General features: G+C 66.3%; 30 protein-coding genes. 21 read left to right on the top strand and 9 right to left on the bottom strand.

Translation table 11 applies throughout. The features are described 5' to 3' along the window. Positions 1-275 precede the first annotated feature (275 nt). The 4 genes from GUI70_RS06400 to GUI70_RS06385 all read left to right on the top strand — a co-directional run bounded on the left by GUI70_RS06400 (position 276) and on the right by GUI70_RS06385 (position 5,103). A complete protein-coding gene (locus GUI70_RS06400) occupies positions 276-857 on the top strand; it encodes a glycerol-3-phosphate acyltransferase (protein ID WP_161881470.1) in 582 nt (193 codons plus the stop codon). 1 nt (position 858) lies between these two features. Next, positions 859-2,988, top strand: a complete 2,130-nt coding sequence (locus GUI70_RS06395; RefSeq protein WP_237724745.1) for a hypothetical protein — start codon at positions 859-861, stop codon at positions 2,986-2,988. Between the two features lie 88 nt (positions 2,989-3,076). Next, on the top strand, positions 3,077-4,819 hold the full coding sequence (locus tag GUI70_RS06390) for a copper amine oxidase N-terminal domain-containing protein (protein WP_237724744.1): 1,743 nt from the start codon (positions 3,077-3,079) through the stop codon (positions 4,817-4,819). Then, positions 4,816-5,103: a hypothetical protein gene (locus GUI70_RS06385; protein WP_161881469.1), complete on the top strand. Its 288-nt coding sequence runs from the start codon at positions 4,816-4,818 to the stop codon at positions 5,101-5,103. Before GUI70_RS06390 ends, GUI70_RS06385 begins: the two co-directional genes overlap by 4 nt. Before the next feature lie 23 nt (positions 5,104-5,126). On the opposite strand, the gene GUI70_RS06380 is transcribed toward GUI70_RS06385, so the two are convergent. Next, positions 5,127-5,531, bottom strand: a complete 405-nt coding sequence (locus tag GUI70_RS06380) for an MmcQ/YjbR family DNA-binding protein (protein WP_306468273.1) — start codon at positions 5,529-5,531, stop codon at positions 5,127-5,129. A gap of 54 nt (positions 5,532-5,585) precedes the next feature. Here GUI70_RS06380 and GUI70_RS06375 point away from each other — a divergent pair, with 54 nt between their 5' ends. Then, entirely contained in the window at positions 5,586-6,557 is a 972-nt protein-coding gene (locus GUI70_RS06375) for an NAD(P)/FAD-dependent oxidoreductase (RefSeq protein WP_161881468.1), read from the top strand. 31 nt (positions 6,558-6,588) lie between these two features. On the opposite strand, the gene GUI70_RS06370 is transcribed toward GUI70_RS06375, so the two are convergent. The 5 genes from GUI70_RS06370 to GUI70_RS06350 form a co-directional block, all read right to left on the bottom strand. After that, the gene (locus GUI70_RS06370; protein WP_161881467.1) at positions 6,589-7,212 is read right to left on the bottom strand and encodes a GNAT family N-acetyltransferase; all 624 of its coding nucleotides are present in this window, start codon (positions 7,210-7,212) and stop codon (positions 6,589-6,591) included. Next, positions 7,209-7,940, bottom strand: a complete 732-nt coding sequence (locus GUI70_RS06365; protein WP_161881466.1) for an SIR2 family NAD-dependent protein deacylase — start codon at positions 7,938-7,940, stop codon at positions 7,209-7,211. The genes GUI70_RS06370 and GUI70_RS06365 overlap by 4 nt, the downstream gene beginning before the upstream one ends. Positions 7,941-7,948: 8 nt before the next feature. Further along, a complete protein-coding gene (locus tag GUI70_RS06360) occupies positions 7,949-8,437 on the bottom strand; it encodes a thioredoxin-like domain-containing protein (RefSeq protein WP_161881465.1) in 489 nt (162 codons plus the stop codon). Between the two features lie 106 nt (positions 8,438-8,543). Beyond that, positions 8,544-11,219 (bottom strand): S8 family serine peptidase, encoded by a 2,676-nt coding sequence (locus tag GUI70_RS06355; RefSeq protein ID WP_237724743.1) that lies wholly within the window; start codon positions 11,217-11,219, stop codon positions 8,544-8,546. A gap of 49 nt (positions 11,220-11,268) precedes the next feature. After that, on the bottom strand, positions 11,269-12,198 hold the full coding sequence (locus GUI70_RS06350) for an Ig-like domain-containing protein (protein WP_237724758.1): 930 nt from the start codon (positions 12,196-12,198) through the stop codon (positions 11,269-11,271). 351 nt (positions 12,199-12,549) lie between these two features. Between GUI70_RS06350 and GUI70_RS06345 the strand changes: the two genes are divergently transcribed. From GUI70_RS06345 to GUI70_RS06335, 3 genes are all read left to right on the top strand, one after another. Beyond that, entirely contained in the window at positions 12,550-13,440 is an 891-nt protein-coding gene (locus GUI70_RS06345; protein WP_161881463.1) for an MBL fold metallo-hydrolase, read from the top strand. A gap of 89 nt (positions 13,441-13,529) precedes the next feature. Continuing rightward, complete coding sequence (locus GUI70_RS06340) at positions 13,530-14,204, top strand: Dps family protein (protein WP_161881462.1); 675 nt, start codon at positions 13,530-13,532, stop codon at positions 14,202-14,204. Positions 14,205-14,275: 71 nt separating this feature from the next. Beyond that, the gene (locus GUI70_RS06335) at positions 14,276-14,815 is read left to right on the top strand and encodes a DUF4385 domain-containing protein (protein WP_161881461.1); all 540 of its coding nucleotides are present in this window, start codon (positions 14,276-14,278) and stop codon (positions 14,813-14,815) included. Here GUI70_RS06335 and GUI70_RS06330 read toward each other — a convergent pair. After that, a complete protein-coding gene (locus GUI70_RS06330) occupies positions 14,812-15,333 on the bottom strand; it encodes a GNAT family N-acetyltransferase (protein ID WP_161881460.1) in 522 nt (173 codons plus the stop codon). The genes GUI70_RS06335 and GUI70_RS06330 overlap by 4 nt on opposite strands. Before the next feature lie 259 nt (positions 15,334-15,592). Between GUI70_RS06330 and GUI70_RS06325 the strand changes: the two genes are divergently transcribed. After that, positions 15,593-16,228, top strand: coding sequence for a metallophosphoesterase (locus GUI70_RS06325; RefSeq protein WP_161881565.1), 636 nt, complete (start codon positions 15,593-15,595; stop codon positions 16,226-16,228). A gap of 29 nt (positions 16,229-16,257) precedes the next feature. Here GUI70_RS06325 and GUI70_RS06320 read toward each other — a convergent pair whose 3' ends face one another. After that, positions 16,258-18,501 (bottom strand): phosphodiester glycosidase family protein, encoded by a 2,244-nt coding sequence (locus GUI70_RS06320; protein ID WP_161881459.1) that lies wholly within the window; start codon positions 18,499-18,501, stop codon positions 16,258-16,260. Positions 18,502-18,632: 131 nt separating this feature from the next. Between GUI70_RS06320 and mglB the strand changes: the two genes are divergently transcribed. From mglB to GUI70_RS06305, 3 genes are all read left to right on the top strand, one after another. Continuing rightward, positions 18,633-19,118 (top strand): GTPase-activating protein MglB, encoded by a 486-nt coding sequence (gene mglB / locus GUI70_RS06315; RefSeq protein ID WP_161881458.1) that lies wholly within the window; start codon positions 18,633-18,635, stop codon positions 19,116-19,118. A gap of 104 nt (positions 19,119-19,222) precedes the next feature. After that, the gene (gene mglA, locus GUI70_RS06310) at positions 19,223-19,813 is read left to right on the top strand and encodes a GTPase MglA (protein WP_161881457.1); all 591 of its coding nucleotides are present in this window, start codon (positions 19,223-19,225) and stop codon (positions 19,811-19,813) included. A 21-nt stretch (positions 19,814-19,834) separates the two neighbouring features. Continuing rightward, positions 19,835-20,233, top strand: a complete 399-nt coding sequence (locus GUI70_RS06305) for an ACT domain-containing protein (RefSeq protein ID WP_161881456.1) — start codon at positions 19,835-19,837, stop codon at positions 20,231-20,233. Here GUI70_RS06305 and GUI70_RS06300 read toward each other — a convergent pair. Then, on the bottom strand, positions 20,224-20,973 hold the full coding sequence (locus GUI70_RS06300) for a GNAT family N-acetyltransferase (RefSeq protein WP_161881455.1): 750 nt from the start codon (positions 20,971-20,973) through the stop codon (positions 20,224-20,226). The two genes, GUI70_RS06305 and GUI70_RS06300, sit on opposite strands and share 10 nt — an antisense overlap. 36 nt (positions 20,974-21,009) lie before the next feature. Between GUI70_RS06300 and GUI70_RS06295 the strand changes: the two genes are divergently transcribed. From GUI70_RS06295 to GUI70_RS06265, 9 genes are all read left to right on the top strand, one after another. Then, positions 21,010-21,861 carry a M55 family metallopeptidase gene (locus GUI70_RS06295; protein ID WP_161881454.1) on the top strand — a complete coding sequence of 284 codons (852 nt, stop codon included), beginning with the start codon at positions 21,010-21,012 and terminating at the stop codon, positions 21,859-21,861. 49 nt (positions 21,862-21,910) lie between these two features. Beyond that, a complete protein-coding gene (locus tag GUI70_RS06290; RefSeq protein WP_161881453.1) occupies positions 21,911-22,081 on the top strand; it encodes a hypothetical protein in 171 nt (56 codons plus the stop codon). Positions 22,082-22,194: 113 nt separating this feature from the next. Next, positions 22,195-22,431 (top strand): hypothetical protein, encoded by a 237-nt coding sequence (locus GUI70_RS25145; protein ID WP_306468271.1) that lies wholly within the window; start codon positions 22,195-22,197, stop codon positions 22,429-22,431. 15 nt (positions 22,432-22,446) lie between these two features. After that, a complete protein-coding gene (locus GUI70_RS06285) occupies positions 22,447-23,592 on the top strand; it encodes an alpha/beta hydrolase (RefSeq protein ID WP_306468269.1) in 1,146 nt (381 codons plus the stop codon). A 77-nt stretch (positions 23,593-23,669) separates the two neighbouring features. Further along, entirely contained in the window at positions 23,670-24,566 is an 897-nt protein-coding gene (gene pdxY, locus GUI70_RS06280; protein ID WP_161881452.1) for a pyridoxal kinase PdxY, read from the top strand. Next, a complete protein-coding gene (locus GUI70_RS06275) occupies positions 24,563-25,195 on the top strand; it encodes a hypothetical protein (protein ID WP_161881451.1) in 633 nt (210 codons plus the stop codon). The genes pdxY and GUI70_RS06275 overlap by 4 nt, the downstream gene beginning before the upstream one ends. Further along, positions 25,192-25,542 (top strand): hypothetical protein, encoded by a 351-nt coding sequence (locus tag GUI70_RS24270; protein WP_237724742.1) that lies wholly within the window; start codon positions 25,192-25,194, stop codon positions 25,540-25,542. Before GUI70_RS06275 ends, GUI70_RS24270 begins: the two co-directional genes overlap by 4 nt. A gap of 24 nt (positions 25,543-25,566) precedes the next feature. Then, positions 25,567-25,719 (top strand): hypothetical protein, encoded by a 153-nt coding sequence (locus GUI70_RS06270; RefSeq protein WP_161881450.1) that lies wholly within the window; start codon positions 25,567-25,569, stop codon positions 25,717-25,719. Between the two features lie 72 nt (positions 25,720-25,791). After that, positions 25,792-26,532: an enoyl-CoA hydratase-related protein gene (locus GUI70_RS06265; RefSeq protein ID WP_161881449.1), complete on the top strand. Its 741-nt coding sequence runs from the start codon at positions 25,792-25,794 to the stop codon at positions 26,530-26,532. The last annotated feature ends 38 nt before the right edge of the window (positions 26,533-26,570 follow it).

Genomic DNA, 26,570 nt, shown 5'->3' with positions numbered 1-26,570 from the left:
GAGCAGGGCAGCTCCAGATCAAACACACCGCTTGTTTTCAGCAAAACAGCGGCCCAGTGCGGTGAATTTGGGAAGCTCTCTTAATCTTGAGTGAAGTGGACAGTCAATTGCAAGTGCGGCGACGCTTCAACAAGGAAAACCACGAAAATAGGGGCCGATTGCTTAGCTATTAGCTTAATTCACTAAAGATATTTCGCTTTCAGCAGACTTCGCCGTTGTCGCAGCGGTCACCGGCATCCGGCGGCTTCCCCACCCGGCTGCTCTAGAATGCCTGGGTGACTGTCTTTCTGGTGCTGCTGGCCGCCTACCTGCTCGGCTCGGTCGTCTTCGGCGTGATCTACTCGCACCTGCGCGGCGACGAGGTGCGCGGGCGCGACATGCCCGGCGGCAGCGGCATGTTCCGGCAGTACGGCCTCGCCCCGGCCCTGATCATCTCGGCGCTCGACATTCTCAAGGGCGTGCTGGCGGCATTTCTGGCCGTGCGGTTCGCGCCGGAATGGGCCTGGGCGGCCATGTTCCTGGTGATCATCGGCCACTGCTACCCAGTGTTTTTCCGCTTCAGCGGCGGCGGCGGCATTGCCCCGATGCTGGGTGCCCTGCTGATCATCGCGCCCAAGACGCTGCTGTTGATGATCCTGCTCTCCTTGATCGTGATGCCGCTCTACAAGGCCACCATCCAGAAGAAAGTCGGCCTCAACGTCATTCCGTTCATGTCGGCGGTGGTGCTGCCGATCAGCGTGGTGGCCTCACTGTGGCTGGGCGGCACCCTGGCGCTGATCGCCGCGACCCTGGGCATGGGGGCGCGCTCGGTGCAACTCCTGATTGAGGACGGCAAGCTGGGAAAAAAGGCAGCGTGAGGTGGCGCTGAACCGGCGCTGGGCGGCCCCGGCCCTGCTGGCGCTGTGCTTTGGGCTGGGCCTGTCTGGAGTGGGTTTCGGCGGAGTCGCCGGGGCCGCCGCCGTGCTGGACGGGCGCAACCTCAGCTTCGCGCAGAACGGGGCCACCCAGGCCACCCTGAATTTTCCGGAGACGCTGGGCGATCTCAGCGGCCCGGTAAGCCAGGGCGACACCACCTGGCTGGGCGTCGGCCCCGCGCTCTACGGCTACGGCCCCCAGGGGGACGTGCTGACCCGGCTCGACTTCTCTGACATGATCAGCGGCCTGGACGCCAGCGGCGGGGTGCTGCGGGTCACGGCGGGGCCGAGCGGCGCGCAGGACACCTATACGGTGACGGACAACCAAATTCAGGAGCGGGTGGTGTTCGTGCCCGACCCGGCCGTCACCGGCTGGCTTCGCCGGGCCGCTCAGCAAGTGCCCGAAGCCCAGGTCAAGGCCGCCGCCGCCCAGGACCCCACCAATCCGTTCGTGGCACTGCGGGTGGCCGCCCTGGCCCGCCAGCGCGGCGACCGCTTCATGGCGCTGAGCCAGATTCAGCGGGCAGCCAGTCTGCCGCTGGCGTTTCCGGCATCCTTGCAACTCGCCGCCCAGATGGAGACGCTCAACTCGCCGAGTGCGGCCAACCTGCTACTCAGCCGGGCGGCCCGCGACTACGCTGCGCGCGGCTACGACCCGGCCCTACCGATCAGCCGCGCCGCTTTGAGCGCTTACGGCGACCCGCTCGGCGAACTCGAACAGCTGCTGGCCCAGAACAAGCTGGAGCGCGCCGACGTGTGGATTCGCTACCTGCGCCAGACCTCGCCGCGCTTCGAGGGGGGCCCTGCCGTATACGCCCGCTACGCCGCGTTGCTCGATGCCCAGGGCCGCAGCGGCGAGGCCGAGGAGTGGCGCGCCTTTGCCCAGACGCTGACCCAGGGCACCGTATATAACCTCGGCGCGGACGCCCTCTTGACCCTGCGCGACGCCGCCCGCCTGAGTGCTGCCGTGCTGCTGCTGAGTGTGCTGGCCGCTTACCTGACGCTGGCGGCCCGTGCCTGGCGGGTGCAGGGCCAGACCACCGCCCTGCTGGGCGGGCGCTGGGGCAGCTGGGTTCGCCACCCGCTCTCGCGGCTGCGGCGCAGCGTGGTCGCCTACGCCGGGCTGGGCGAGAAGCTGGTGCTGCTCTCGCTGCTCTCGGGCCTGCTGGTCAGCCTCTCGGCCTGGACCTGGGCGGCGCGCACCGAGACGCGCTTGCAGGTTCCGGCGCTGAATATCGGCACCTACGGCGGAGCATGGTTTTACGGCGGCCTGGACCGCCTGGAACTGACCCCCAGTCGCGAAACCGCCTTGCTGCGCGGCCTGGCGGCCCAGCAGGGCGGCGACGACCCGGCGGCGCGCAGCACCTACGAGAGCGCCGCCGCACCGCTGCCGTGCGCCCAGAACAACCTCGGGGTGCTGGCCCAGGACCGGGGCGACACCGCCCAGGCCCGCGAGCTGTGGCGCGTCTCGCTCTCGGCGGCCCCCGATCTGCTGGCCCCCGCCTACAACCTGGGCCTCGAGCCGGCCGCGCCGGAAGCCGCCTTTCAGCGCGAGTACCGCAGCGAGGCCAGATTGTGCTACCCCGATCAGCGCGCCCTGGTGCGCGCATTGGGCGGCAGTCTGGCGGGGCAGCTGCGCGCGCTCATCATCAATCCCTGGAGCGCTTTGATGGCCACCCCCACCCGCCTCAGCACGCCGCTGCAAGCCGTCTGGGTCTCGCTGCTGCTGTTGGGCTACGCGCTGGGGGTGGTGTGGCTGCTGACCCCCGCGCCTTCGGGAGAGCCGCGCCCCGGACGCCCGGCCCTGTTTCGGCTGCTGGCCTTGCTGCTGCCCGGCAGCGCTCTGCTCGACGGCGCGTGGGGCGTGGTGCTGCTGCTCGGCTGGGCGGCAGCGCTCAGCAGCTGGCTGGCTGGGCGCGGCTGGCTGGAGGTGCCGTACCTGCCTGGCCCCGTCAGTCCCAGCCTGCTGCTGATCATTCTGGCGGTGGTCTACGCCCTCAACACAGTGGGGCTGAGCTTGCAGGAAATCGGCGTGCTGCGAACCCGCCGACAGGCCGCTGAGCGGGCCGGCTGACAGGCCCAGCCGCTACCAAGCAGGCGTGTGACCCGGCAGCGGGACAACTGACCAGAAGCTGGTCAGCTTGGCTCCCTATACTCCCCGAATGCCTGCTCGCCTTCACATCCCTCTTCTCCTCGCGGCGCTACTGGGCACCGCGCTCACCCAGGGCCAGGCCTCGGCGGCGGCCTCGGCCCAGCTTCAGGCCAGCACCGACCAGACGGCGGCGCTGCTCAGCGGCCAGGCCGCCCGGCTCAGTAACCCCCCCCGGCTGGTGCAGGGCCGCACCCTGCTGCCGCTCCTGGAAGTCGCCGCGCTGCTGGGGCAGCCGGTCAGTCAGCAGGGCAGCTTGCTGAGGCTGGGCCACCTGAGCTTCGACAGCGTGACCCAGAGTGCCCTGCTCGACGCCGCGCCGCAACCGGCGGGCAGCCTCACCGATCTGGGCGGGGTGCTGTACATCAGCGCCCGCTTGCTGGCCGACGCCCTGGATGCCAACCTCAGCTTCTCCGACGACGGGCGCAGCTTGACCCTGACCGCCGTGCCGCAGGGCGGCGACCCGCTCGCGCCGCAGGCCCGCTTCAGCACCGATAAGGCCAGCTACGCGCCCGGCGAGCGGGTCGTGTACACCGACTACCCCTTCGACCCCGACGGCGCAGACATCGTCAGCCGCAAGTGGGGCAACAAGCGCGACGTGTACTTCGAGCCGGGTCTCTACACCGTGACCTTGCAGGTGACCAACGCGCGCGGCCAGGTCAGCGCGCCGTACTCGCGCACCCTGACGGTGACCGGACCCGTCATGGACACCCCGCTGAGCTACGCCCTCAAGTACGCCGACCCCGGCGAGAGCTTTCCCGATGCCCTGGTCAACACCTACCCGCTGGTGGGCAGCAGCACCGTTGCGGCGCTCCCAACTTCGGTGTCGGCCACCGCCCTGATCTTCTCCAACAGCCCCGAAGCGCCCATTCAGAGCGGCCTGCTGTATCAGGACAGCTTGTCGGGACGCGCCCGGCTGCTGGCCTACCACCTCAATGCGCTCAGCCAACCGGCCCGGCTGTACGTGGTGGCCCGCAACCTGGAAACCCGCCCGCTGGAGGTGATCACCGAGCGCCTCGGCGAAACGGCCCCCACCCGCATCGAGGGACAGCTCGGCCAGGTAACCCTGCTCGATTACTTCGCCGATACCGCGACTGGCAAGGTGACCTTGCAGCCCGGCGAGAGCGTGGCCCTCTACGCCAGCCCGACGCTCAGCCCCGGCAGCGGCGTCAATTTGCTGCAAGACATCAACGCCTCCGGGCGCATCGAGCTGACCTTCGCCCTGCTCGAAAGCGGGCTGCCGCCCACCACCCAGGTGTTGCAGCAGCTTCCTTACCTGCCCGCCGACGGCAAACACGTGCGCGGCACCTTTCCCAACGCCGTCAAGACCATCCGGGCACAGCTCGGAGCGCTGCCCTCACGGATGGTCATCGGCGACGGCCAGATCGACCCGGCCATCCTCGGCAGCGACGTGCTGAGCGGCCAGCCGGTGCGCCTGAGCGGCAATTACGGCGTGCTCTATGACATTCAGGTGTCGGGCAGCAGCGGCGTGGCGGTGGCGCTGAGTCCCCGAGGCGGGCTGTACCGGGGGGCCATGAACGTGCAGGACGGCCCGATTACCCAGACGGTCAAACTGCCGCGCAGCGGCGTGGCCCTGACGCCCGACAAGCCCACCCTGCTGTGGCGTGCCCAGAGCGATCTGCTCAAGATCGACTTTGTTCCGGCCAGCGGCAGCAATTTGCCGATCAGCTTGGTGTTTTATCAGGCCCGCACCCCCAGCACGCTGGGCAGCCTCACCAAGACCTACTCGCCATGAAAGTTCGCTGGACAACCCGCAGCGTGCGGGTGCGGCTCGACGATCTGGAGGTCGCCGCGCTGCTCGGCGGTGAGCGGCTGGCTTCGGCCCTGAACTGGCCGGGTGGCGGCTGGCAGCTTGTCCTCGACCCACAGCTAGTGGGCGTTTCGGGCCAGGGCGCGGCACTGACGGTGGGCCTGCGCGGCGAGATAGCGCACCTGGCCGACCCCCAGACCGAGGGTGTGAGTCTGAGCGGCCCGCCGCGCGTGGACGTGGAAAAGGATTACCGCCCCGAGCATCTCTAGGGGCAAAACGGTTGCTTCAGAGGTTACGTTTCGCTCTCCAGAGCCGAGGCCGCCAGCTCAGCCCGCTGCGCCCGCGTCAGGCCCGCCAGCACCAGCGCGTGGCTTTCCGCCAGGAGTTCGCAGGCCAGGTCGCCCGGCACACTGTCCAGCTGCAGCGTGATCCAGTGGCGCTTGTTGAGGTGATATCCCGGCGTGATGGCCGCATGCTCGGCCCGCAGCGCCTCGCCGCGCTCCAGGCGCACCTTCAGCGACAAGCTCAGCGACTCGGCGTGAATATCGGTCAGGGCGTACATCTTGCCGCCCACCTTGAATACCAGCGTGGCGGCGCCGAACGGAAACGTTTCGCGCGAGTGCGGCAGCGCAGCGCAGGCGGCCCGAATGGCGGCGACAGTATGGATGGCGACAGGATCCAGACCTGAAGGCTTCATCAACACAGTATCCACGCCAACGGCGCGGGCCGCTCAGGGCGCTACACTCCGCCCATGATGGACGTTCTGATCCTGGGCGCGGGCTTGGCCGGACTGGCGGCGGCGCGTGACCTGGCCGCTGCCGGCATGCGGGTGCAGGTGCTCGACAAGGCACGCGGCGTCGCGGGCCGGGCCGCCACCAAACGCTTCGGGCCGCTGCGGCTCGATCACGGCGCACGCTTCTTCACGGCCCGGCAGCCGCGCACACGGGCGCTGGTGGAGGAAGGCCTGGACGCAGGCTGGCTCAGCGAGTGGACCCGCCAGATACCCAGCCGGCAGGCCGGGCAGATCAGCACCCCCGAGGACGGCCACCCACGCTATGTGGGCCGCAGCGGCATGAGCGACATCGGCAAGGCGCTGGCCGGGGAGCTGGACGTGCAGACCAGTACCCAGATTACCCGCCTGGAGCGCAACGAGGACGGCTGGCGACTGATCAGTGCCGGCGGACGGGTCTTCGGGGGCCGCACCCTGCTGCTCAACGCGCCCGCGCCGCAGCTCAGCGTGCTGCTGGCCGGACTCACCAACGGGCCGGACACCTCCATGCTGGACGCCGTGACCTTGCGCCCCTGCTGGGCCGTCGGTGCGGCGCTGCAGGCCGATGTCAACGCCGACTGGCCCGCCCTGAATGTCAAGGACCACCCGGCACTGGAATGGATCGCCCGGGAGCACACCAAGCGACCCGGCCCGCCCGCATTGATGCTGCACGCCCGCGCCGACTGGAGTGAGCAGCACCTGGAAGATTCGCCGGAACAGGTGCAGGCCGCGCTGATCGCCGCCGCAAAAGAGATCGTGGGCGACTTCGGCGTGGGTGACAGCTTCGCCCACCGCTGGCGCTACGCCACGCCGGACAAGCGCTTTCCCGAGGCCTGCGGCTGGCTGCCGGAGCTGCGGCTCGGCTGGTGCGGCGACTGGTGCGAGAGTGATGGACACGGCCCCCGCGTCGAAGCGGCCCTGCTGAGCGGCTGGGCACTTGCGCAGCAGGTCTGAGCACCGGCAACGTTGACTCAATTCGGCTTTCTCAGCGCAGATCGTAGCCCAGGGTCCAGAAGCGGCCCTCCACCTTTTCCAGTTCGGTGAAGCCCAGGTGGGTATAAAAGGCGTGCGCCCTGGGGTTGCCCGCACCGACGCCCAGATGCACGCCCGGCACGCCAGCCGCCCGCAGCGCGGCCCAGAGAGATTCCATCAGCGCCCGGCCCAGGCCCAGTCCCTGCGCCTGCGGCAACAGATCGATGTGCAGGTGGGCCGGGTACTTCTCCAGCCAGGCGGCGTCCGGCGCGGGACATCCGGCGTGAATCAGACGGCGGGCCTGGGCATCCAGACTCCTGTCGCTCTCGGCGGGCAGCGGGTACAGCGGGCGCAGCAGCGAGAACCACCGCGCCTCGCTCTCGGCGGCAAAGCGGGCGCTGTCAGGCACACCCAGGATGTAGCCGACCACCCGCTCACGGCTTTCCAGCACGAAGGCGAACCCCGGTTCGAGGGCCACATACGGCCCGGCGTAGCGGTGGCCCAGCACCCAGGGATCGGTGTAGAGGTGCGCGGCGTCGCCGCCCGCATCGGCTGTTCTGAGACAGATGTCGTAGACGGCGGCCAGATCGCGGCTGGCGTAGGGGCGCAGCAGCAGGCCAGGTTCGGCCTGGCTCATGACCAGCCCTCCAAGAGTGCGGGCAACGCCCGGCTGGCGCTCATGGGCAGCGAGAAGGTGGCGAGAGGGGTCAGCGGCGTCGGTTCCGGGTTGATTTCGATCACGGTGCCTCCAGTATCCAGGGTCAGCAGCGCCAGGCTGGCGGCAGGCTCGACCAGGCTGCTGGTGCCGATCACCAGCGCGATGTGCGCCGATGAGAAGGCGGCCTCGGCCTGGGCCAGCGCCAGCGGCGGGAGCCGCTCACCGAACCACACCACGTCGGGGCGCATTACCGTGCCGCAGTGTGGGCAGCTCGGCGGCGTGAACGGTTCCTGTGCGTTCAGAGGCTGTTTGAGGCCGCAACTTTCGCAGCGTGCCCGCGTCAGGTTGCCGTGCAGCTCGGCGGGTCGGCGACTTCCGGCGCGCTGGTGCAGCCCGTCTACATTCTGGGTCACTAGCAAGAAGCCCTTCCCCTGGCGGCGCTCCAGTTCGGCCATGGCCAGATGGCCGGGATTGGGCTGGGCGGCCTGCACTCCGCGGCAGCGCCCGGCATACCAGGCCCAGACCGTCTCCGGGTCTCGCCGGTAAGCGTCCGGGCTGGCCAGGTCCTCGGGCCTGAATCTGGCCCAGTGGCCGGTCTGGGCGGCCCGGAAGGTGGGAATCCCGCTCTCGGCGCTGATGCCCGCACCCGTCATGACGACCACACGCTGGGCCGATCGAAGGCGCTGGCGGGCACGCTCAAGCATCATCCCCTCCCCTACTGGGTGCCCGCATAGCCGCCCGCGCAGGCTTGCCCGGCTTCCGGCACCGCTGTCGAACTGGCGTAACGCTGCACGAACCGGCGCAGGCGGCTGTCGCCGACACGCTGAACCTCCAACTGGGCGTTCCAGGCGGTGGCGATCACGGCGGCGGCCTGCGCGCCCTGCGGCGAGAGCAGCACCCAGGGCTGCTGAGCCTGAACCGCTTCGAGGGCCACCAGATCGCCAGGGGCGAGGTCGGGGCGGTAGGTCAACCACACCGCGCCGCGCGCCAGACTGTGTACGGCATACTCGGGATAGATGGGCGCGTCGTAGCTGCCGCAGGTCTGCCACAGCGGCGCGTAGGGACCGCCCGCCGGGGGAACGTGGTCGTAACTGATCAGGCCGCCGCGCAGATCCCCGCCCACATACGAGAAGGTCTGCACGCCGCTGATCTGACCTGAGCAAGCACTCAGCAGCAGCGGCAGAATCAGCAGGCGGCGGGGCATCACAGACAGGCTAACAAATCTGACGGGCAGACAACGAAAAAGCAAACAGCGAAAAAGCGCTCCCCCGAAAGGAAGCGCCGCAAGAAATCCCCGAAAGAAGCTGGATTCAGTTGTGCTTGATGCCAAAAGCTGGCGAGACCCACGTTTCCCAATCGGCGGGGTTGCTCTCGTCACCCAGCGGCTTGAGCACCCGCAGACGCAGCTTGTAGTCGCCGTTGGGCAGCAGACTCTTGCCGTCGGTGCCCTTGCCGTCCCAGCTGAAGGCAAACCACACGTCGTCTTCCGCAGCGGCAAAGTGGTCCTTGGCGTTGCGCGGCAGGTACTGGTCGCGGTCGAGTTCGGCGGCCAGCGAACCGTTGGCATTCAGCACGTCGAGGTTGGCGCGGCGGGCCTGGTGGTTGAAATGCACGAACGCGTAGGGCTGGTCAGGCTTGCCGGGCTTGATATCGGCCAGGGTGTAAACCGGCTTGTCGGGCGCGAAATCCTGATCGCCGGCAGCGTCGCGCTGGATCAGCACCGGGAACTTGACCTTGGTGTCGCCGATGTAGGCGTCGGTCAAAATCGGAATGGCCTGGTAATCGCCCTTGAAGCCCATGTACGGCACGCTCAGGTGGCCGCCCCCGTTCTTGGAGTCGAGCATCAGGTAGCCGCCGTACTGGCTGAGGTCGTCGGCCCCGGCAGGCGCGGTGATCGCCAGATTGAGTTCGGTCTGACCGCCCGCCGGAACGGTGACGTCGACTGTGCTTTCGCCGTCGACGCTCTGGCCGTTGACCGTCATGGTCGCCACGTTCTCGTCGTCGGGCTGCACGGTGTAGGTGTCGCCGTAGAGCGTCAGCGCCGGGTAGTGATAAACCGTGTAGGTGACGGCCTTGCTGGAGCTGTTTTTCAACACCACCACCTTGAGGCGGGTGGGGAACGTTTGGCTCTCGCCGAGTTCGAGCTTGCTGGGCGTGGCGATGACCTGGGTGGTCGCCGCCGCTGGAATGTCGATCATGCCCGCGCCCTGCTGCTGCACGTAATTGAGCAGACCATCGTAGGTGGTGCTGTTGAATCGCAGCGACACCGGATTGGCAGTGTTTTGCAGCAGCGTAACCACGTCTTTGGCAGCCATGCCGGGGTGGGCCTGCAGCAGCAACGCCACTGCGCCCGCCACGTGCGGCGAGGACATGCTGGTGCCGCTGAGGGTCTGGTAGCCCACCGCCGTCTTGCTCAGCGGGTAGGTCGAGTAGATCGAGCCGCCGGGGGCCGAGACTTCCGGCTTGAAGGTCAGGGTCGGCGTCGCGCCGATGCTGCTGAACGTCGAGTTGGTATTGCCCGCCGGATTGGCGATGCTGATGGTGTCCTTGGTCCAGGTCAGGGTGGTTTTGCCCTTGCCGATGGCTGCGTCGATCTTGGCGCCGAGCACGCCGCTGATCGAGATGACCGGCACGGTGATGGCCGGATCACCCGTCAGCCCCACGCCGTCGAGGTGCTCGGGCAGGCGGTTGTAGATCAGGACAATGGCCGCCCCGGCTTTCTGGGCATTGAAGGCTTTCTCGTAAAAGGAGCAAGTCCCACGCCGGATCAGCACCAGTTTGCCGGTCAGGCTGTTGGGCGCGTAGCCGCCGCTGGAGGTGCAGCCGTCCTCGGTGGCGGTGGGGCTACTCTTGGGACCTTTGACGACTTCGATGCTGCCGCTCAGCGGGGCGTCGTGGCCGTCGTTGTTGTTGGTGTAACCTATCTCGGTGCCGTCACTCAGCACCGCTTTGGGCAACCGGAACGCCACGTTCGCCACCGATCCCACCGAGATGACCTGATCGCCCGCCGCCGGTGAACCCGACGAGAACTGGCCGTTGTCACCTTCGTTGCCCTGCGAGTTGACCATCACGACGCCGCGCTTGACCACCCGGCTGGCGGCGCGGGCCAGTGGCGACTCGGCCCAGTCATAGCCGCTGCCCAGGCTCATGTTGATGACCTGCATACCGTCGCGCACTGCCATTTCCATGGCGTCCATAACCACTGGATCGTTGACCGAGCCCTCGCAGCCGAACACCTTGTAGGCCCCGAACACCACCTCGGGGGCCACGCCTTTGAAGCCAGTAGAGGGATCGTTACCGCCCACGATACCCGAGACGTGGGTACCGTGCCCGCCGCAATCGTCAGCGCTCTCATCAGGCACCGGGGTGCTTTTCTGCGGATCATTGGCGTTGTAAGCGTCACCCACAAAGTCGTGCTGCTTGATGATGCGATTTTTGAAGGCTGGGTGGTCGACGTCGATACCCGAATCAATGATGCCGACCTTGATGCCCTTGCCCGTCAGCCCGAGTTCGTTGTTGGCGATATCCGCTCCGGTCATGCCGCGTGCGGTGAACATCTGCGGCTCGGCAGACGCCTGAATCGCCTGCGTCTGCGGCATCTGAATCTGCTGCACCGGGTAGACGGCCACCACGCCGCCGAGCCGCTCTATCTGACGCTTGGCGGTGGTGTCTGCCGCGACCACGAAGCCGTTGAACAGCAGCGAGTACGACTTGAGTTCCTGGTACTGAATGCCCTGGGCCTTGGCCTGGGCGCGAAAACCCGCCTGCTGGCTGCCGACGCTCTGGGCCGACAGATCGGTGGGATCGCCGGAAAGCTCGACGAAGTACTGCCGGGGCGCGGCGTTGTCAGCCAGCTTGAGGTGAGCGGCGGGGCGGGGTGACTGCGCCTGGGACTGCGGGGTCGCGGCTTGGTTGCAGGCGGCCAGGGCAATACTCAGGGTCAGAAGGGACAGGGCCTTGAGGCCGGTATGGGAAGAGATCTTCACGTTGACGCTCCTTGAGAGAGACCAGGGCAAAGCCGGGCCAGGCGACGGCTCAGCGGCGGGTCAGGGCAAGCTGGTAAAAATTGGTCGGCAGATTGTCGTTGGCGTCGGGATCGTCATGAATGTCGAAGCTTGTGACTGCGATCACGTAGCTGCCAGCTGCGGGCACGTTAAAGAGGATCTCGGCATCTTCGCCAGGGCCGCCGTCGTCGCTGCGCTCGAGCATGGTCTGACCGTCAGGCGAGTAAAGCGTGATGTAAGGATCGAGGGTGCTGGCTGTCAGTGATTTACCCATCACACCCAGTTTGAGTTGATCGCCCTTGACGGCATTGAATCGGAAGTAATCGACATCCTGTGCCTGTCCAGCGATTGTGCCGTTCAAGATATCGCCAATTTTAATTGTCTTTGCTGCAAGAACACTGTTATTCGGCTCGTTATCGTCGATAGCGATCAGAAACGTCTGGCTGTCTTCACTGACTTGGCCGTTCTGATCGGTCGCTTTCACGACCAGAGTGTGCAGACCGTTTTGCAGACTGGTCAGGCCGGGCAAAACCACCTGATAAGGAGCAGTCACGTCCGTAGCCACACTCTTGCCGTCCAGCAGAAATTCCACCTTGGCAATGCCAATCTGGCTGCTGACCGCAGCAGTAATCGGCAGATTTCCTGAGATTGTTATCGCGCTGATGTTCAGGTCAATATCCGGGCTGACTGGTGGCCTGGGTGTCGTTACGGTCACGCTGGCCGCAGCGCTGGCCGTGTTGCCTGCTGCGTCGCTGGCCACGGCCTTGAAGCCGAGGGTGCCCACATCTGCAGCCGTAGTCACCTGGGTGTATTCGTAGGGCGCGCTGGTATCGGTGGCGAGCAGGGTGTCGTCCCGGTAGAACTTGACGCTACTCACCCCCACGTTGTCGCTGGCAGTGGCCGTCAGGATCACGCTGCTGCCCGCGCTGACCGAGGCGGGCGCGGCCAGCAAGCTGATCACCGGTAGGGTGGTGTCTGCGCTTGGCTGAGGCTGAGGCGTCGGAGTGGTCGCTCCGGTATTGCAGGCCGCCAGCAACAGCGTGGGCGCGAGGGCAGTGAGGAGGAAGCGCTTCTTCATGTTTCTCCTTGACGTTCGGGCACAGTCGAGCACAGTCAAATGACCGACGGTAAACGGGGAAAGGCGTGCAGCGGCAGCCCTGAGCACGAACACGGTTGACAAACTGTGGGGGACGAACAGGCCGCAGAATACCGGGAAGCTTCACTCATCTCAAGTGCTTCTCATCGCTTTACTGGGCCACCTTACTTTTCAGCCGTAAAGCGACCCCGGGCGGGCAACCGCTAAGCTCGGACCATGTCTGATCTGCTGCCGCTCGCGCCCGGCGCGCTTCTGTTTGCCGCCGCCGTCAATTCGCTAGTGTTCGTGGAAGGATCCGGCGTGCTAGTGGTCGATACCGGCCTCGACGATTCACACGCCCGCAAGCTGCTGCGCGCCTTGGAGGCCCAGCGCCTGACGCCGACGGCCATCCTCAATACCCACTCGCACGCCGACCATCACGGCGGCAACGCCACTTTCCTCAAGCGGTTTCCGGGCCTGCCGATCTTTGCGCCGCCCTTCGAGGCCGCCATTATCCAGCATCCGCTGCTGGAGCCGCTATATCTCTACGGCGCGCACCCGCCGCAAGTCTTGCGGACCAAGTTCCTGCTCGCTCCGGCAAGTCCGGCGCAGGCGGTGGCGGCAGGTCGGGTCACGCTCGGCAGCGTGGCGGTGGAACTGATAGACGTGCCCGGTCACGCCTCGCAGATGTATGCGGTCCGCTTCGGTGACGTGTTGTACGCTGCCGACGCCCTGTTCGGCGAGGAACCACTGGCCAAGCACCCGCTGACGTTCTGTGTGGACAGCACATCTATGAAGGCGAGTGCCGCCGGTTTGCTCGACGTGCCGGGCGTGCGTCTCACCGTGCCGGGACACGGGAACCCCACCGAGAACCTGACTGGATTGGTGGCGACCAACCTGGCAGCGTTTGGGGCCGTCACGGAGGCAGTTCTGACCGCCGTTCAAGACGCTTCCACAGTGGACACGGCCCTCAAGCGAGTCTGCGACGCGCTGGGCGTGCAGATGACGACGCCCAGTGCGGCCTTGCTCAACCGCAGCGTGATCAGCGCTCACCTGGCCGAACTCGCTGACCTCGGCGCGGTGGTGCTGGATGTGCAGGACAACGAACTGCGCTTCAGGGCCGTTTGAAGCACATACCGCAATCGCATCTCAAGAGTTAAAGGTGTCCTTACGGGCACGTCATCTGCCCGGCGCGGGGGCAGGGGTAAGTTAGGCCCATGACCAAGAAGAGCAGCAAGTCCGCCGTACAAGCGGCAGCCGCGCCCGCCGCGCCCGCCAGCGCTAAGGCCGGCAAGAACAAGACCGCGCCGCTGATCGTGGAAGACGTTCACAACGCGCCCTCTCCTGCCGAGGCTTCGGTAGGTCAGCGCACCGACGCCGCGCACGAGGGCGGGGCGTTCAACCAGCTGGTCAACCACCACTACCTCACCGAGGAGCAGTTCGGCATCGTCTCGGAGACTTTGCAGCGCAACCTCTCGACCAGCATCTGCCTGTACCTGAAGTTCAAGAAGTACCACTGGGACATCCGGGGCCGCTTCTTCCGCGATCTGCACCTGGCCTACGACGAGTTCATCGAGGAAATCTTTCCCAGCATTGACGAGCAGGCCGAACGTCTGGTCGCGCTGGGCGGCAGCCCCAAGAACGCGCCGAGCGACCTCGACAAGTACAGCGTGGTGCGTGTGCCCACCGAAACGGTGCGTGACGCCCGCACCCAGGTGGCCGATCTGGTCGCCGATCTCAGCCGGGTGGGCAAGGGCTACCGCGACGACTCCGGCACGGTGGACGACGCCGAAGACCACGCCACCGCCGACCTGTACAACGGCTACGCCGCCACCATCGACAAGATCCGCTGGATGCTTCAGGCGATGATGGACGACGAGCAACTGAACTGAACCCAGGAACAGGCGGGGCGGGGGGCGACCTCCGCCTTTTCGCATTTCAAAACCCGTGATGCGGAGCTGGAATGAAGACAACCAAGCCAACACCGGAGACCAAAGACGTTTCCCAACCGACCGAGAAATTCGACTACAGCCTCCACTACGCCGAACTCGATCTGCGGGCGCATCCTGAGCTGTACCGGGTGGGCGTGGGCGAACAGGGCGTCTTGCTGGTGCAGCCGTACAAATCGGAGATCCTGCCGTACTGGCGCTTCGCTACCCCCGAGGCGGCGCGGGAGAGCAGCGAGGCCATCTTCAAGCTGTTTCTGGAGTATCTGGCGGCAGGCGACTTCGTGGGCGCGGACATGGCCCGCAAGTTTCTTCAGATGGGCTACACCCGCTCGCGGCGCTACGCCAACCACAAGGGCGGCAAAAAGTATGACGGCCCGGTGCCGGACGACCAGAAGGGGGTCAGCGGCGCGCATGGCCGCCCCGAGTTGCCGCGCAGCCCCGAGGACCCGGTGAAGGCCGAGTCGGCCCGCATCTTCAAGGCAAAGTGGGACGAGGCGGCGGCCAATCCCGAGTACGCCGAGCTGAAGCGGCGCCATAAGGCCCAATACGGCTAAGGGATCTTCACTCTGGCCCACAGCCGCAGTTCGCCGTCCTCCTCACTAAAATCGCGCCCAATCTCGACAAAACCTGCTTTCTCCAGTACCCGCGCGCTGGCGGCGTTGCCGGTCGCGGTTTCGGCGGTGACCTTCTTGACCTCCGGTAGCCCCAGCAGCCACTCCGTCACCGCTCGCGCCGCCTCGCTGGCAAGTCCCTGGTTCCAATTCTGGGACCGCAGTCCGTAGCCGATCTCGACTGTGCCCGTCAGCGGACCTTTGGGACCAATGGTGCCGACCGCCTCCCCCGCGTGAAGGATGACCCAACCGCTGATCAAATCAGGATGCTTGGCCCAACCGGGGAAAAATCCCAGCGCGCCGCTGGGCCAGTGCGCATCGAATACAGCGCGGCCGACAGCTGGTAACTCCAGAACAAACGGTCCCCCGGTCAGTTGCCGGGTGATGATTTCAGAGGAGAGTGGCCAGAGCGTCAGGCGCGGAGTGCGCAGCATCGGGACGTCAGAAGGTGGGTCGGTCATCTTTAGTATTCTGTAGGAAACACCCCGCCCACAGCGAAAACGCGCTAGACTGCCGGGATACAAGCCCCGGTGGTTTACGAGGATGGTCGCGTTTTTCCGGCGGTCAGCGCAGCCGTTCAATTGACGGCAACTCCTTCGTTTCACCGTCTCCGGGCAGGAGCCTTCAGCCATGACGTCCCTCGCTCAGCCCTCACTTCAATCACGGATTCCGACCCAAGCCCAGTTCGACACGTCTGACCCGACCACGACCAAGCGGGTCATGGTTATCGCAGACATGGTCCATCCTTACGTGTACCGCAGCGGGTTTCCCCAGGGCCTGCCGCCGCTTGATCTGGTGCTGTCGGCGGGTGACATTCCCGGTTATTTTCTGGAATTTCTGGCGTCCACCCTGACCGTGCCGGTGGTGTACGTGCCGGGCAACCATGACGACGAGTACATCAACGAAGGGTCGGGGCGGCATCTGCCACAGGGCGTTATCAACGCCGACGGGCGAGTCGTCAGCGAGGCGGGGCTGAAAATCGCGGGCTGGGGCGGGGTGCCGCGCTACCGCGATGGCGAGAACCAGTACACCCCGGCCCAGGCGCGTTGGGGACTGGGCAAGCTGGCCTGGCAGGCGCGCGGCGGCGTGGACATCTTCCTGACGCATGCGCCGCCGACGGGCCCACACGCGGGCAGTGACTACGCCCACCGGGGCTGCGAATTCATCAGTGGCTTTATCAGTAAGCGCCGCCCCAGGCTGGTCGTTCACGGCCATATCCACGAGTACGAGGGCAAGAAAGTGTCGTACACCGACGAGGCCAGCGGCGCGCAGGTGTTCAACGCCTACGGCTACCACATTCTCGAACTCGCTCAGCAAGACGAGCGGCTGCTGGCGAAAGTGGGCGCGGGCGACTGAAACAGCCCGCGCCGCGCTAACTGGCCCCGCTACTTGACTTTGTTGCCAGTACCCAGCGCCCCCGCCGCGCCCACCGGCACCAGAACGATGGCGTTGGGCACCGGGCGGCTCCAGACCGTGTTGAGGTAGCCGCCCGTGCCCAGGTAACCGCCCGACACGAAGACAGTAGCGCTCGACCCGCTGTCGAGCCGCAAAGCCTCTTGCACCCCGGCGCTGTGCAGGGCACGGGCGAAGGTTTCGGGGGTGCCGAACTCCAGGAACGCCAGGGTCGGTTGACCTTTATAGATGGCAAACGCCACCTGACGGGTGGGCCGCCACACCCCGGTCAGCACGTCGAAGGCTTCGCGGGCCGGATCGAGCACGATCTGACCGCCCTGAATCAGCATCGGGCCGGCACTGAGGCCTTCTCGGATGTTCTGCCAGTCGGCGGACTGGTAATTGAGCACCGCTTGCAGGGCGCTGCCCGGCGTGCGCGGCAACTGCGGAAAGCGGGCCGGGTCAAACGTCAGGCTGATCAGATCGGCGGCGGGCACCGTGCCGTTCATGTCGGCGCGCAGCACGCCATTGGCCGCTGAATTGAGCGTCAGGGTCAGCAGGCCCGGTCCGCCCACCACCGTCTTGCCGTCGCCGACAAAGGCAGTGAGCAGTTTGGGCGCGGGCCGAGCGGTGACGGTGTTGACCAGAAGGGTACCGAAGGTGCCGGAGAGCATGTAGCGTGGGCGTGGAAAGCCGAAGAGGGCCGCGCCGCGCGCATCGAAGCCCACCGTGCCGCGCCGCTCCAGGCTGGCCGAGAGCAGTTTGCCGCCCGAGGCCACGAAGTCCACCGGCAAGCCGCTGGGCGGATCGAAATAACCTCCGTTGATACCCGCGACCCCGCCGCCCCGGCGCACCAGTTCGGCGACGCTCAGCGCCGCCCCGCTGGGAGCCGCAACCACATGCGGCGCGTAGCGGCTGGCATCGAAACTCAGCAGCGACAGCCCGCCGAACACGTTCAGGCTCACGCCGTCCGGCAGGGCGTCCTCCTTGATGGGCGGCGGCACATCGGCGCTGAGGCTGGTGGCGGTGTCGATGACCAGGCGGTCCGGGTCGTCCAGGGTTATCACCTGGCTCTGGCCGCCGCCCGCGTCGAGCCGCACCGTCACGCCGCGCTCGTCGGGGGCGAAGGTCAGCGTGTCGCCGCTTTCCAGGGTCTGCACGCCGGGGGTTGCACTCGCCTGCGGCAGAAAGAGGGTTACGCCGCCGCGCTCGCTCCGGGCACTGTAGGTGGCGGGACCGCTCAGATCGATGACCAGCCGCTGCACCTGAATGTTGCGGATGGTGCTGAGGCTGGAGCGCACGCCCAGAATCCGGGGACCGCTCAGCGGCGTGGGCAGCGGGGCCGGAGGAGCCGGAGCGCTGTCCGCCGAGGGCGAAACGGTCGGCGGGGTGGGTGCGGGCAGCGTCGCTGCGGGCGGGATCGGGGCAGCTGGGGTGGGCGGCGGCTGGACCGAAGCGGACGCGGCCCTCGCGGGAACGGGCGCAGTCGGTATCGGGTTCTGCTTTGGCGTCGGCACCACGCTGGCGCTTCTCAGTGCGGGCGGGGGCGTCGGTACCCGGCTGACCTGGGTTGGGGTGGGCTGGGCCGTGCTGCGGGGCACCAGCGGCGCAGGCGACTGATTTCTGGGTGACTGGGTCACGGCTGTCTGGGCCGCCGCTTTGGTGGCCGCCTTGACTGGGTTGAAGGTTGCGGAATTGGTTTTGGCCGGGTTGAGTTTGCCCGTCGCCTTGACGGTGGCCGCTTTCGGGGCCGTCTGGAGAGCGGGCTTAGGCGCGGGCGGGCTGACCGGAGCGGCCTGAAAAGCCACTTGCGGCACAGGCGGCTCGGGCGCATCAACGCCGGAGCGAACCACCCGCACGTCGAGGCGCTGGGTGCTGCCCCCCAACGGCACCCCCAGCGCGCGCAGCACCTCCAGGCCCACATGCAGGCTGCCGCCCGCGCCGTAGCGCTCGGGCGCGGGCAGCGGCGCGGGCACACTGAAGCCCGTGGCCTGCCAGCCGCCCGGAGCGGTATAACGCAGGCTGCGTGCGCCGTAGCTGAGCCACACGTCCTGGGGATCGTTGCGGGTTTGCAGCCCCAGTTGCGGCAAAAACCAGATCGGCAGCCCCTCGCGCCCGCTGGGGAGCACTTTGGTTTCGATCACCGGGCTGGTCGGCACGCCGCCGATGGCGACCGGGCGCGCGGCGGCAGCACTCAGCAGCGACAGCAGCAGGGTCAGGGAGAGCAGGGGCTTCACGCCGGGCAGTGTAGCGGCTGCCTCCGCTGGCCAGATGAGCCAATTCAGGTGAGCCGGGGCCGGTACCGCCCCAACGCTGCCTGAAAATCTGTACGCCTCTTGTAAGAACACCCTCCTTATACTGCCCCTCGATGATTGAGCCTTCTCTCGCGCTGTACGGTGACGCCTTCGATCAGGTCGAGACGCAAGTCGAAGACCTGCTCGCGGCCACAGGTGTCCGCTACTGCCTTCTGGTTGACCGCAAGGGCTTCGTGCTCTCTCACAAGGAAGCGCTGTGGGCCCCCCGCCCCCCCGCCCTCGACTCGGTGGCGACCCTGGTGGCCTCCAACGCCGCCGCGACTGCCGCACTGGCCAATATGCTCGGCGAACGCACCTTCAGCGAGCAGATTCACCAGGGTGAACAGGGAGCCATCTACGTCGAGTCGGTCGGTGACGTGGCGCTTCTCACCCTGATTTTCGACAGCAGCGTGCCGCTGGGCCGGGTCAAACTGCACGCCAAGAAAACCATCACGGTCCTCAGCGAGATCATGAGAACCCTCAAGGAAGCGCCGCCGATCAAATTCGACGCGGATTTCGGCAGCAACGCCGTCTCGATGCTCGACGATCTGCTGGGCTGATTCCAAGCTGGTCCGACACCGACGTCCGCCACTCGGGATTCACCCCGACTCCGTTCACCGTTTCGCCCGCCTCGCCGCGCGGCCTTGGCCCAAAGGGGAATGATGTGAGTACCATTAACTTCGCCGCCCGCGAAATCAACTGCAAGATCGTGTATTACGGCCCCGGCATGTCGGGCAAGACCACCAACCTCAAGCAGGTCTTCGCCAAGGTGCCGGGCCACCTGCGCGGCGAGATGGTCTCCCTGGCCACCGAAGACGAGCGCACCCTGTTCTTCGACTTTCTGCCGCTCGATCTCGGCAGCGTGCAGGGCTTCAAGACCCGCTTTCACCTCTACACCGTGCCGGGGCAGGTCTTTTACAACGCCAGCCGCAAGCTGATTTTGCGCGGCGTGGACGGCATCGTGTTTGTCGCGGACAGCGCACCCAACCGCCTGCGCGCCAACGCCGAGAGCATGCGCAACTTGCGCGAGAACCTGCTGGAGCACGGCATCGACGTCAAGGAAGTGCCGATGATTCTCCAGATCAACAAGCGCGACCTCGACGGCGCGCTCAGCACCGAGATGATCCGCGCCGTAATTGACCCCAAGCACGAACTGCAGTGGCACGAAGCGGTGGCCGACCAGGGACGCGGCGTCTTCGAGACGCTCAAGACCGTCTCGCGGTTGGTGCTTGAACGCCTCGCCAAAGGACAGTAAGCCTGCCCTAGACTGGGCGGCATGACGCCTCAACTCACGCTGTCGCTGCTGGGCGGCCCTGATCCCACCGAATTTGCGGTGGCACAGTGGCCGCCCTCGGCACGTTTGCCAACGGAACTGCTAACCGGCGCCCTGTTCAGCCTGACGCGCAGCGAAGACGAACTCTCGCTGGTCTGCGAGGCCCACCTGCTGCCGCCAGGGACGACGCATGCCTCCGGCTGGGTGGCCTTCAAGTTGCACGGCCCCTTCGACTTTGGCTTAACCGGCATCCTGGCCGCCGTGCTCAATCCGCTGCGTGACGCCGGGGTGGGCATCTTCGCCGTCTCGACGTTCGACACCGATTATGTGCTGGTCAAGCGCGAGCAGTTAGGGGAAGCACAGACGGCGCTGCGGAGCGCGGGCCACACCCTTCAGCCCTGAGTCTGCACAAAATTCAGCCGCGCTCCAATCAGCCCGAAGCCTGCCCGCACCACGTTGCGCTCGCTGCCGCTGCCGGGCGACACGTCCACGGCGGCCAGCGTCGCGCCCTGTTCGTGGGCGATCTGCAAGCGGGCCGCGAGGAGAGCCGCCTGAATGCCCTGGCCGCGATACTCCGGCAGGGTTCCGGCGCTGAACAGCAGGGCCACACCGCCCTCTGAATCCGGCATGACGGTCACAGCCCCGAAGCCCGCCCACTGGCCACCCACCTTGACGCCCAGCCGCACCACATCCGCCACGCTGGCCGCCAGCCGCATCATCTCAAGACTCTCCGGCCCGAAGGCCAGCGGCGTGATCCGGATCCATTCGTCGGGCGTCACCAGCTCCGTCTCGAAGGCTGAAGCAGGCCGCTCGCCGGACGGAGCACGAGCGTAGGTATGCAGCAGATAGTCCAGGTGGTAGTTCCGGGCCGCCAGCGCCGCCAGAAGCGCCGGGTGCGCGTGCGAGTGCGCCAGCACGGAGGCGGCGTGAGCGTGGGCGGCGAAGAAGCCTTCGATCTGCGGCAACTGCTCTGCTGCGCTTTCCTCGTTGGTGGCTCCCAGCGCCACGTTGATCGGCAGCCCGGCCCTGGCGTAGACAGCGCTCAGCGGGCCGAAGGTGGCCCAATCGCCGGGATAGCCACGCCAGCTCGCGGCCAGGGCCGCCTCGACGCGCTGCAATTCGGTCATCTGCACGGTGGTCATTTGCCTAGGCTACCGCCCAGCCGCTACGCTCAGCCCATGAATGTCGTCATCAGCGTGGATATGGAAGGCGTGTGCGGGGTGGCGTCGTGGGTGCAAGTGAGTCCACCGGAGTTTGGGGGGCTGGTCAATGCGGGCGAGTACGAACGCGCCCGTCTCCAGATGAGTCGCGAGGCCAACGCCGCCGCCCTAGGGGCCTTCGAGGGCGGCGCAAGCGGGGTGCTGATCGCCGACTCGCACGAGACGATGCGCAACCTGCTGCCCGAACACATCGACGAGCGGGTGCGCTACGTGTCGGGTAACGACCGGCCTCTGAGCATGGTACAGGGCGTGCAGGAAAGCGGCGTGGTGGCGCTCTTGATGGTGGGCTACCACGCCCGCGCCGGAACCCAGGGCGCGCCGCTGGCCCACACCTGGAACGGCTCGGTGCGCGACGTCAGGATCAACGGTGTGCAGGCCGGGGAGCCGTACCTCAACGCGCTGCTGGCCGGACACTACGGTGTGCCAACGGTGTTCGTCAGCGGCGACGACATTGCCGTGAAGCAGGTGCAAGACGATCTCGGCGCGGAGGTGATCGGTGTGGCGGTCAAAGAGGGCCTGAGCATGTTCAGCGCCGTACATCTGCACCCGGCTGAGGCGTGCCGCCGGATTCAGGCAGGAGCACGGGAAGCGGTCGAGCAGGCTACCCGGCTCAAGCCATTCACGGTCATCTTTCCGGCCAGCGTGCAGCTTTCCTTCGATCACCAGGCCAGGGCCGATCAGGCCGGGCGGGTGCCGGGCGTGACCCGCATCGACGCCGTGACGGTGGGCTACAGCAGTCCCGACGCCTTCCACCTGTTTCAGATGTTCCGGATGCTGTGCCAAGTGGCCCAGGTGCAGCTGAACGGTTGAGGCCGCGCAACTGTCGCCCACACCACTGCTACCCCTCAACACTCGGGGCATGAACTTCAACACCGGGAATCAGGCCATGGGTGTAGGCAAGGCCATCAGTGCCACACTGGACGCGGCTCTGATGGGCCTGGCCCGCTTTGGTGCAGACGGGTTGGCGATCGGCATCGACCTGGGCGTGGCGCTGAGCTCATATCTGGGCCGGGAACTGGTGAACAAATAAGTCCCTAAAGTTGCACAATAGTAGCCCTCTATCTTCAAAAAGAAGGGATTTGACAGCAGTCTAATCGGGGTTTCTAATGCTTCCAGCACATCACCATCATTCTGGGAGGATTCATGAATCTGAGCCATCGACGTTTCGCTTCACTACTGCTGTCGGGCCTGCTCCTCACCGCCTGCACCATGACCTCCAGGCCGACGACGCAGCCGCCCCAGACCCGCTTGCAGGACAGCCGCGTCTTCACGGCGGCCACGCCCACGTTCCCGGCGTTGCCGGGTGCCTCGGTGTACCAGGGCGGCTACGACGGCGAGCACGGCAAAGCGGGCTACGTGATCGAGGTGCCGGACAAGTAGAACGGCAAACTGGTGATGTATGCGCACGGCTACGCGGGCACCGGCGAGGCGCTGAACGTGACGCCGCCGATCTCGGCGGACTTCGGCAATTACATGCTCTCGCAGGGCTACGCCTGGGCCGCGTCGAGCTACTCGGCCAACTACTACGACGTGCGGGCAGGTATCGAGGACACCAACGCGCTGGCCCAGCAATTCGGAGTGCTGACCCAGAACAGGTACACCGCGCCGAAAGCAACTTACATCATGGGCGTGTCGATGGGCGGCAACGTCGCCGCCGCCGCTGTGGAGGCCGAGACCCTGGCCACCGCCAAGCACAAGGTCCGTTACGACGCCGCTATGCCGCTGTGCGGGGTGCTCGACCCGCCCTACGAATTTCAGTGGCTGGGCGACTACACCCTCAACGCCCAGCAACTGGCCGGATACGGCGCGGCCAGCTCCCCGGCCAGCGGCTTCCAGGCACTCCTACCCGACATCACGGCGGGCCTGTTCAGCAGCGTGACCGATACCACCTGGACGCCCAACGCCGTGCAGGGCGCGAGGCTGCGCGACGTGGCGCTCAACCTGACCGGCGGGCCGCGCCCGGTGTTCGACGCGGTGGGCTTCGAATCGGCGACCTGGCAAAAGGCGGTGCTGGGCACCGGCGGCTCGGACGGCACCATCAACGGCATCCTCGCCAAACCCATCTACGGCAACCCGGACGTCACCTACCGCTGGACCCAGGGCGCGGCTCCCACCGCCGCAGAGACGGCCTACAACCAGAGCATTCTGCGCGTCACGGCGGACCCCGCCGCCAACCCGCCGCAATCCGGCGGGCTGCGCTGGCTGCCCGTCATCGAGGGTACATTCAAGGTGCCGGTGCTGACCATGCACACGCTGGGCGACCTGTACGTGCCGTTTGGTCACGAAATGCACTATTTCAAGGCGGACCAGCAAAACGGCAACACCGTTTTGCTGGTCCAGCGGGCCATTCGGGCGGCAGGCCACTGCGAGTTCGCGGGACCGGAAGTGGTCACGGCCTTCAACGACTGGATGGCCTGGGCCAGCGGCGGCCCCAGGCCGGCGGGCGACGATGTGATGACGCCCAGCACGATTGCCGATGTCAAGTACGGCTGCAAGTTCACGCTGGCGACCCGGCCGGGGGTGGACGCCTGCACGCCCTGAGCCGTCCGCTAACCTGCTAACGCGCCTGCCCAATGCGCTCGCCCCAGCTCGGCAAGGCGCGGCGCTATTGTGCGGCCATGACCACCCCTGGCCCTGCAGCACCGCCCAACATCCTCTCGATTCAGTCGTGGGTCAGTTACGGCCATGTCGGCAACGCTGCCGCCGTCTTTCCCTTGCAGCGGCTGGGCTTCGAGGTGTGGGCCATCAATACCGTGCAGTTTTCCAATCATACCGGCTACGGAGCCTGGACCGGCCAGGTGTTCGCGCCGGAATTGGTGGCCGAATTGCTCAGCGGCATCGAAGCGCGGGGAGCACTTCCGAGTTGCGGCGCGGTGCTCAGCGGCTACCTGGGCAGCGAGGGCACGGTAGCGGCGGTGGCAGAGGCAGTGCAGCGGGTGCGGGCGGCCAACCCAGCGGCGCTGTACTGCTGCGACCCGGTGATGGGCGATTACGGGCGCGGGGTGTTCGTGAGGCCCGAACTGCCGGAGCGCATCGCCGCGCTGGCCGTACCGCAGGCCGACATCGTGACGCCCAACCAGTTCGAGCTGGAACTACTGACCGGCACCACGGTTCAGACGCTGGAGGAAGCGCTGATGGCCGCCCACCAGCTCCGCGCCACCCTGCGTGAGGGTGGGCCGCGCGTGGTGGTCGTGACCAGTCTGGTGCGGGTGGACGCGCCGCCGGACAGCATCGAGACGCTGGCGGTGACGGACGCTGGCGCGTGGCTGTGCCGCACGCCCATGCTGCCGCTCGACCCGCCGCGCAACGGCACCGGGGACGCCATCGCCGCGCTGTTTCTGGGACACTACCTCAAGACCGGAGACGTGTCGCAGGCGTTGAGCCTCAGCATGAGTGCTCTGTACGCCTTGCTGGAGATGACCCACGCCGCCGGAACCCGCGAAATTCAGCTGGTGGCCGCGCAGGACGAGTACCAGCAGCCGGGGCGGGTGTTTGGAGCGGAGCAGGTGGGGTGAAGTGGGGGTGGCTGCTCTGGCTTGTCTTGCTGCTGGAGAGCGCATCTACACGAACCATGTCTAGCAGCGAGCTGGAAGCCAAGCGCTACCTTCATGCCTACATCAACGCGGTGGCGTTCACTGTTATGGAGAGTGGAACCACCAAGGCGTTTAACGGCCAGTCTTGCGACAACCATGTGTTCAATATGACCCGGTTTTTTGGTGGCAAGTTCAAAACACCTGCCGTATCCAATAGCCGGATTATCTTCAGCAGTGGTGGACTTGAAGACTTCAAAGTGGAGGTGACCGATACAGGTGGCAAGACTTGGACGGGGTCGCTGAGCAACTCCCCCAAATTGCCACCCAGAGCACCCTCGCCGCTGACACCGCAACAACAAACCCAGGCTCAGGCAGCGGCCTATCAGGTGGCGGCCGGAAACAGAGCCAGAATATGTGTCACTGCTCTAGAACAGTACAAAGTGGACCATCTTGAACGGCTCCAACCCGAGTGGGACAGACAGGGCTGTACTGAAGCGGGCCTGGTCCCAGCGAACAACAATACAGCCATTGAGAAAAGCCTGATCACGCTGCGGCCAGAAATTGTCGAGGGGTATAATGTGGCAGTCTGGCCGAAAAGGGCGTGTTGGTGACGCTGCCGGAGGTGCTGCCACCGAAGCCGCCAGAGAAGTCGTTCGAGAATTCCCCACCCGTTACACCAACGCTGGCCCAACCCCTCGGACTCATCCTGGGGTGTGTATTGGCCCTACTCGTTGGCGGGTTCACACTGCTGCTGACCACGTTCAAGCCGCCGAGCAGCCAGATCCTCGGTGGTCTGGGCATATTTCTGCTGATGCCAGCGCTGCTATTTCCCTCGGCCTGCTGCGTGACCACAAACGACAGTTGGTTGCCTGGCATCTTCAGTGCGCTCGGTGAACTCGCTCGCCTTCTTCTCACGGGCACAGTCCTGCTGATACCCCCTCGTCTGGCGTACTGGTGAGGACGCGAAGCCGGGTGGGTCAGCGTGGGCACCGCTGGGCTGGTCAGTGTGTTGGTGTTGTTTGAGGTCGTGCTGGGCAGCCTGTCAGTCAATGGGCTTTCAGACGGCCTCCTGGTCACGTTCCGGTACGGCTTGCCGGTACTGTCCGCTGCCCTGGTGATGTGGGTGGTCTGGTAGCGGCTCCAGTACGGCATGAAGCCGGTCGTCTCTCCTTGAGCCCGGTCCACTTTCCCGCGCTACACTTCCGCCATGAGTGAACAGTCCGTTCGGCTCACCTTTGCCGATGAGGTCGCCACCCTGACCATCGTCTCCAAGAAAGGCAGCATGGGACCGGTCTTCTGGCGCGAGATGGCCGAAGTTCTGGCCCGACTCGGCCCGGCCAGGGCGCTGATCATTCGCGGCGAGGAACTCTTCAGCGCCGGGCTGGACGTCAAATCGTCGGCCCAGAGTATCGGCGAGTCGCTGGGCGACCTGGAGAAGTTCCGCGCCCAGGTCGCCCCGATGCACGCGGCCTTCGAGGGTGTGGCGGCGCTGCCGATTCCCGTGATCGCTGCCGTGCACGGCTGGTGCATCGGTGCGGGCACCGAACTGATCAGCGCCTGTGATATCCGCCTGTGCAGCGCGGATGCCCGCTTCAGCCTCCCGGAAGTGCGGCTGGGCATCGCCGCCGATCTGGGCGGGTTGCAACGCCTGCCCGGCATCGTGGGGCAGGGCTGGGCGCGGCAACTGGCCCTCACTGGAGAGCCGATAGACGCGCAGAGGGCCGAGCACATCGGTTTGGTGACCGAGGTGCTTCCCGACCCCGCCACCCTGTTTGCCCGCGCCGAGCAGTTGGCCGCCCACCTCGCCACGCTGCCGCCCAGAGCGCTGGAAGGCACCAAGAAAGTGCTGAACGCTGGCCTGCCCCACGCCGAGAGCCTGAGTCAGGCGGTGGACTGGAACGCCGAGCACATGACGGCGGAGGGGTTGGCGGCGGCGTTTCGAAAGTAGTCCCCGTTCTGCGGCCTCGACCTTCCTCTTCCTTCTTT

This window comes from Deinococcus alpinitundrae, from assembly GCF_009982895.1.
GTDB lineage: Bacteria > Deinococcota > Deinococci > Deinococcales > Deinococcaceae > Deinococcus > Deinococcus alpinitundrae.
The sequence above is the reverse complement of the archived record's forward strand: the minus strand, read 5'-3'. Positions and strand labels throughout refer to the sequence as shown.

What these genes read in the sequence shown, in the direction of transcription:
- GUI70_RS06365 (WP_161881466.1), bottom strand. Translation starts at nt 7,940, where the DNA reads ATGATGCTTGAGCGTGCCCGCCAGCGCCTTCGATCGGCCCAGCGTGTG.
- GUI70_RS06335 (WP_161881461.1), top strand. Translation starts at nt 14,276, where the DNA reads ATGAAGACAACCAAGCCAACACCGGAGACCAAAGACGTTTCCCAACCG.
- mglB (WP_161881458.1), top strand. Translation starts at nt 18,633, where the DNA reads ATGATTGAGCCTTCTCTCGCGCTGTACGGTGACGCCTTCGATCAGGTC.
- GUI70_RS06265 (WP_161881449.1), top strand. Translation starts at nt 25,792, where the DNA reads ATGAGTGAACAGTCCGTTCGGCTCACCTTTGCCGATGAGGTCGCCACC.
- GUI70_RS06375 (WP_161881468.1), top strand. Translation starts at nt 5,586, where the DNA reads ATGATGGACGTTCTGATCCTGGGCGCGGGCTTGGCCGGACTGGCGGCG.
- GUI70_RS06380 (WP_306468273.1), bottom strand. Translation starts at nt 5,531, where the DNA reads ATGAAGCCTTCAGGTCTGGATCCTGTCGCCATCCATACTGTCGCCGCC.
- GUI70_RS06370 (WP_161881467.1), bottom strand. Translation starts at nt 7,212, where the DNA reads ATGAGCCAGGCCGAACCTGGCCTGCTGCTGCGCCCCTACGCCAGCCGC.
- GUI70_RS06305 (WP_161881456.1), top strand. Translation starts at nt 19,835, where the DNA reads ATGACGCCTCAACTCACGCTGTCGCTGCTGGGCGGCCCTGATCCCACC.
- GUI70_RS06360 (WP_161881465.1), bottom strand. Translation starts at nt 8,437, where the DNA reads ATGCCCCGCCGCCTGCTGATTCTGCCGCTGCTGCTGAGTGCTTGCTCA.
- GUI70_RS06330 (WP_161881460.1), bottom strand. Translation starts at nt 15,333, where the DNA reads ATGACCGACCCACCTTCTGACGTCCCGATGCTGCGCACTCCGCGCCTG.
- GUI70_RS06345 (WP_161881463.1), top strand. Translation starts at nt 12,550, where the DNA reads ATGTCTGATCTGCTGCCGCTCGCGCCCGGCGCGCTTCTGTTTGCCGCC.
- GUI70_RS25145 (WP_306468271.1), top strand. Translation starts at nt 22,195, where the DNA reads ATGAATCTGAGCCATCGACGTTTCGCTTCACTACTGCTGTCGGGCCTG.
- pdxY (WP_161881452.1), top strand. Translation starts at nt 23,670, where the DNA reads ATGACCACCCCTGGCCCTGCAGCACCGCCCAACATCCTCTCGATTCAG.
- GUI70_RS06390 (WP_237724744.1), top strand. Translation starts at nt 3,077, where the DNA reads ATGCCTGCTCGCCTTCACATCCCTCTTCTCCTCGCGGCGCTACTGGGC.
- GUI70_RS06325 (WP_161881565.1), top strand. Translation starts at nt 15,593, where the DNA reads ATGGTTATCGCAGACATGGTCCATCCTTACGTGTACCGCAGCGGGTTT.
- GUI70_RS06300 (WP_161881455.1), bottom strand. Translation starts at nt 20,973, where the DNA reads ATGACCACCGTGCAGATGACCGAATTGCAGCGCGTCGAGGCGGCCCTG.
- GUI70_RS06385 (WP_161881469.1), top strand. Translation starts at nt 4,816, where the DNA reads ATGAAAGTTCGCTGGACAACCCGCAGCGTGCGGGTGCGGCTCGACGAT.
- GUI70_RS06295 (WP_161881454.1), top strand. Translation starts at nt 21,010, where the DNA reads ATGAATGTCGTCATCAGCGTGGATATGGAAGGCGTGTGCGGGGTGGCG.
- GUI70_RS06285 (WP_306468269.1), top strand. Translation starts at nt 22,447, where the DNA reads ATGTATGCGCACGGCTACGCGGGCACCGGCGAGGCGCTGAACGTGACG.
- GUI70_RS06340 (WP_161881462.1), top strand. Translation starts at nt 13,530, where the DNA reads ATGACCAAGAAGAGCAGCAAGTCCGCCGTACAAGCGGCAGCCGCGCCC.
- GUI70_RS06290 (WP_161881453.1), top strand. Translation starts at nt 21,911, where the DNA reads ATGAACTTCAACACCGGGAATCAGGCCATGGGTGTAGGCAAGGCCATC.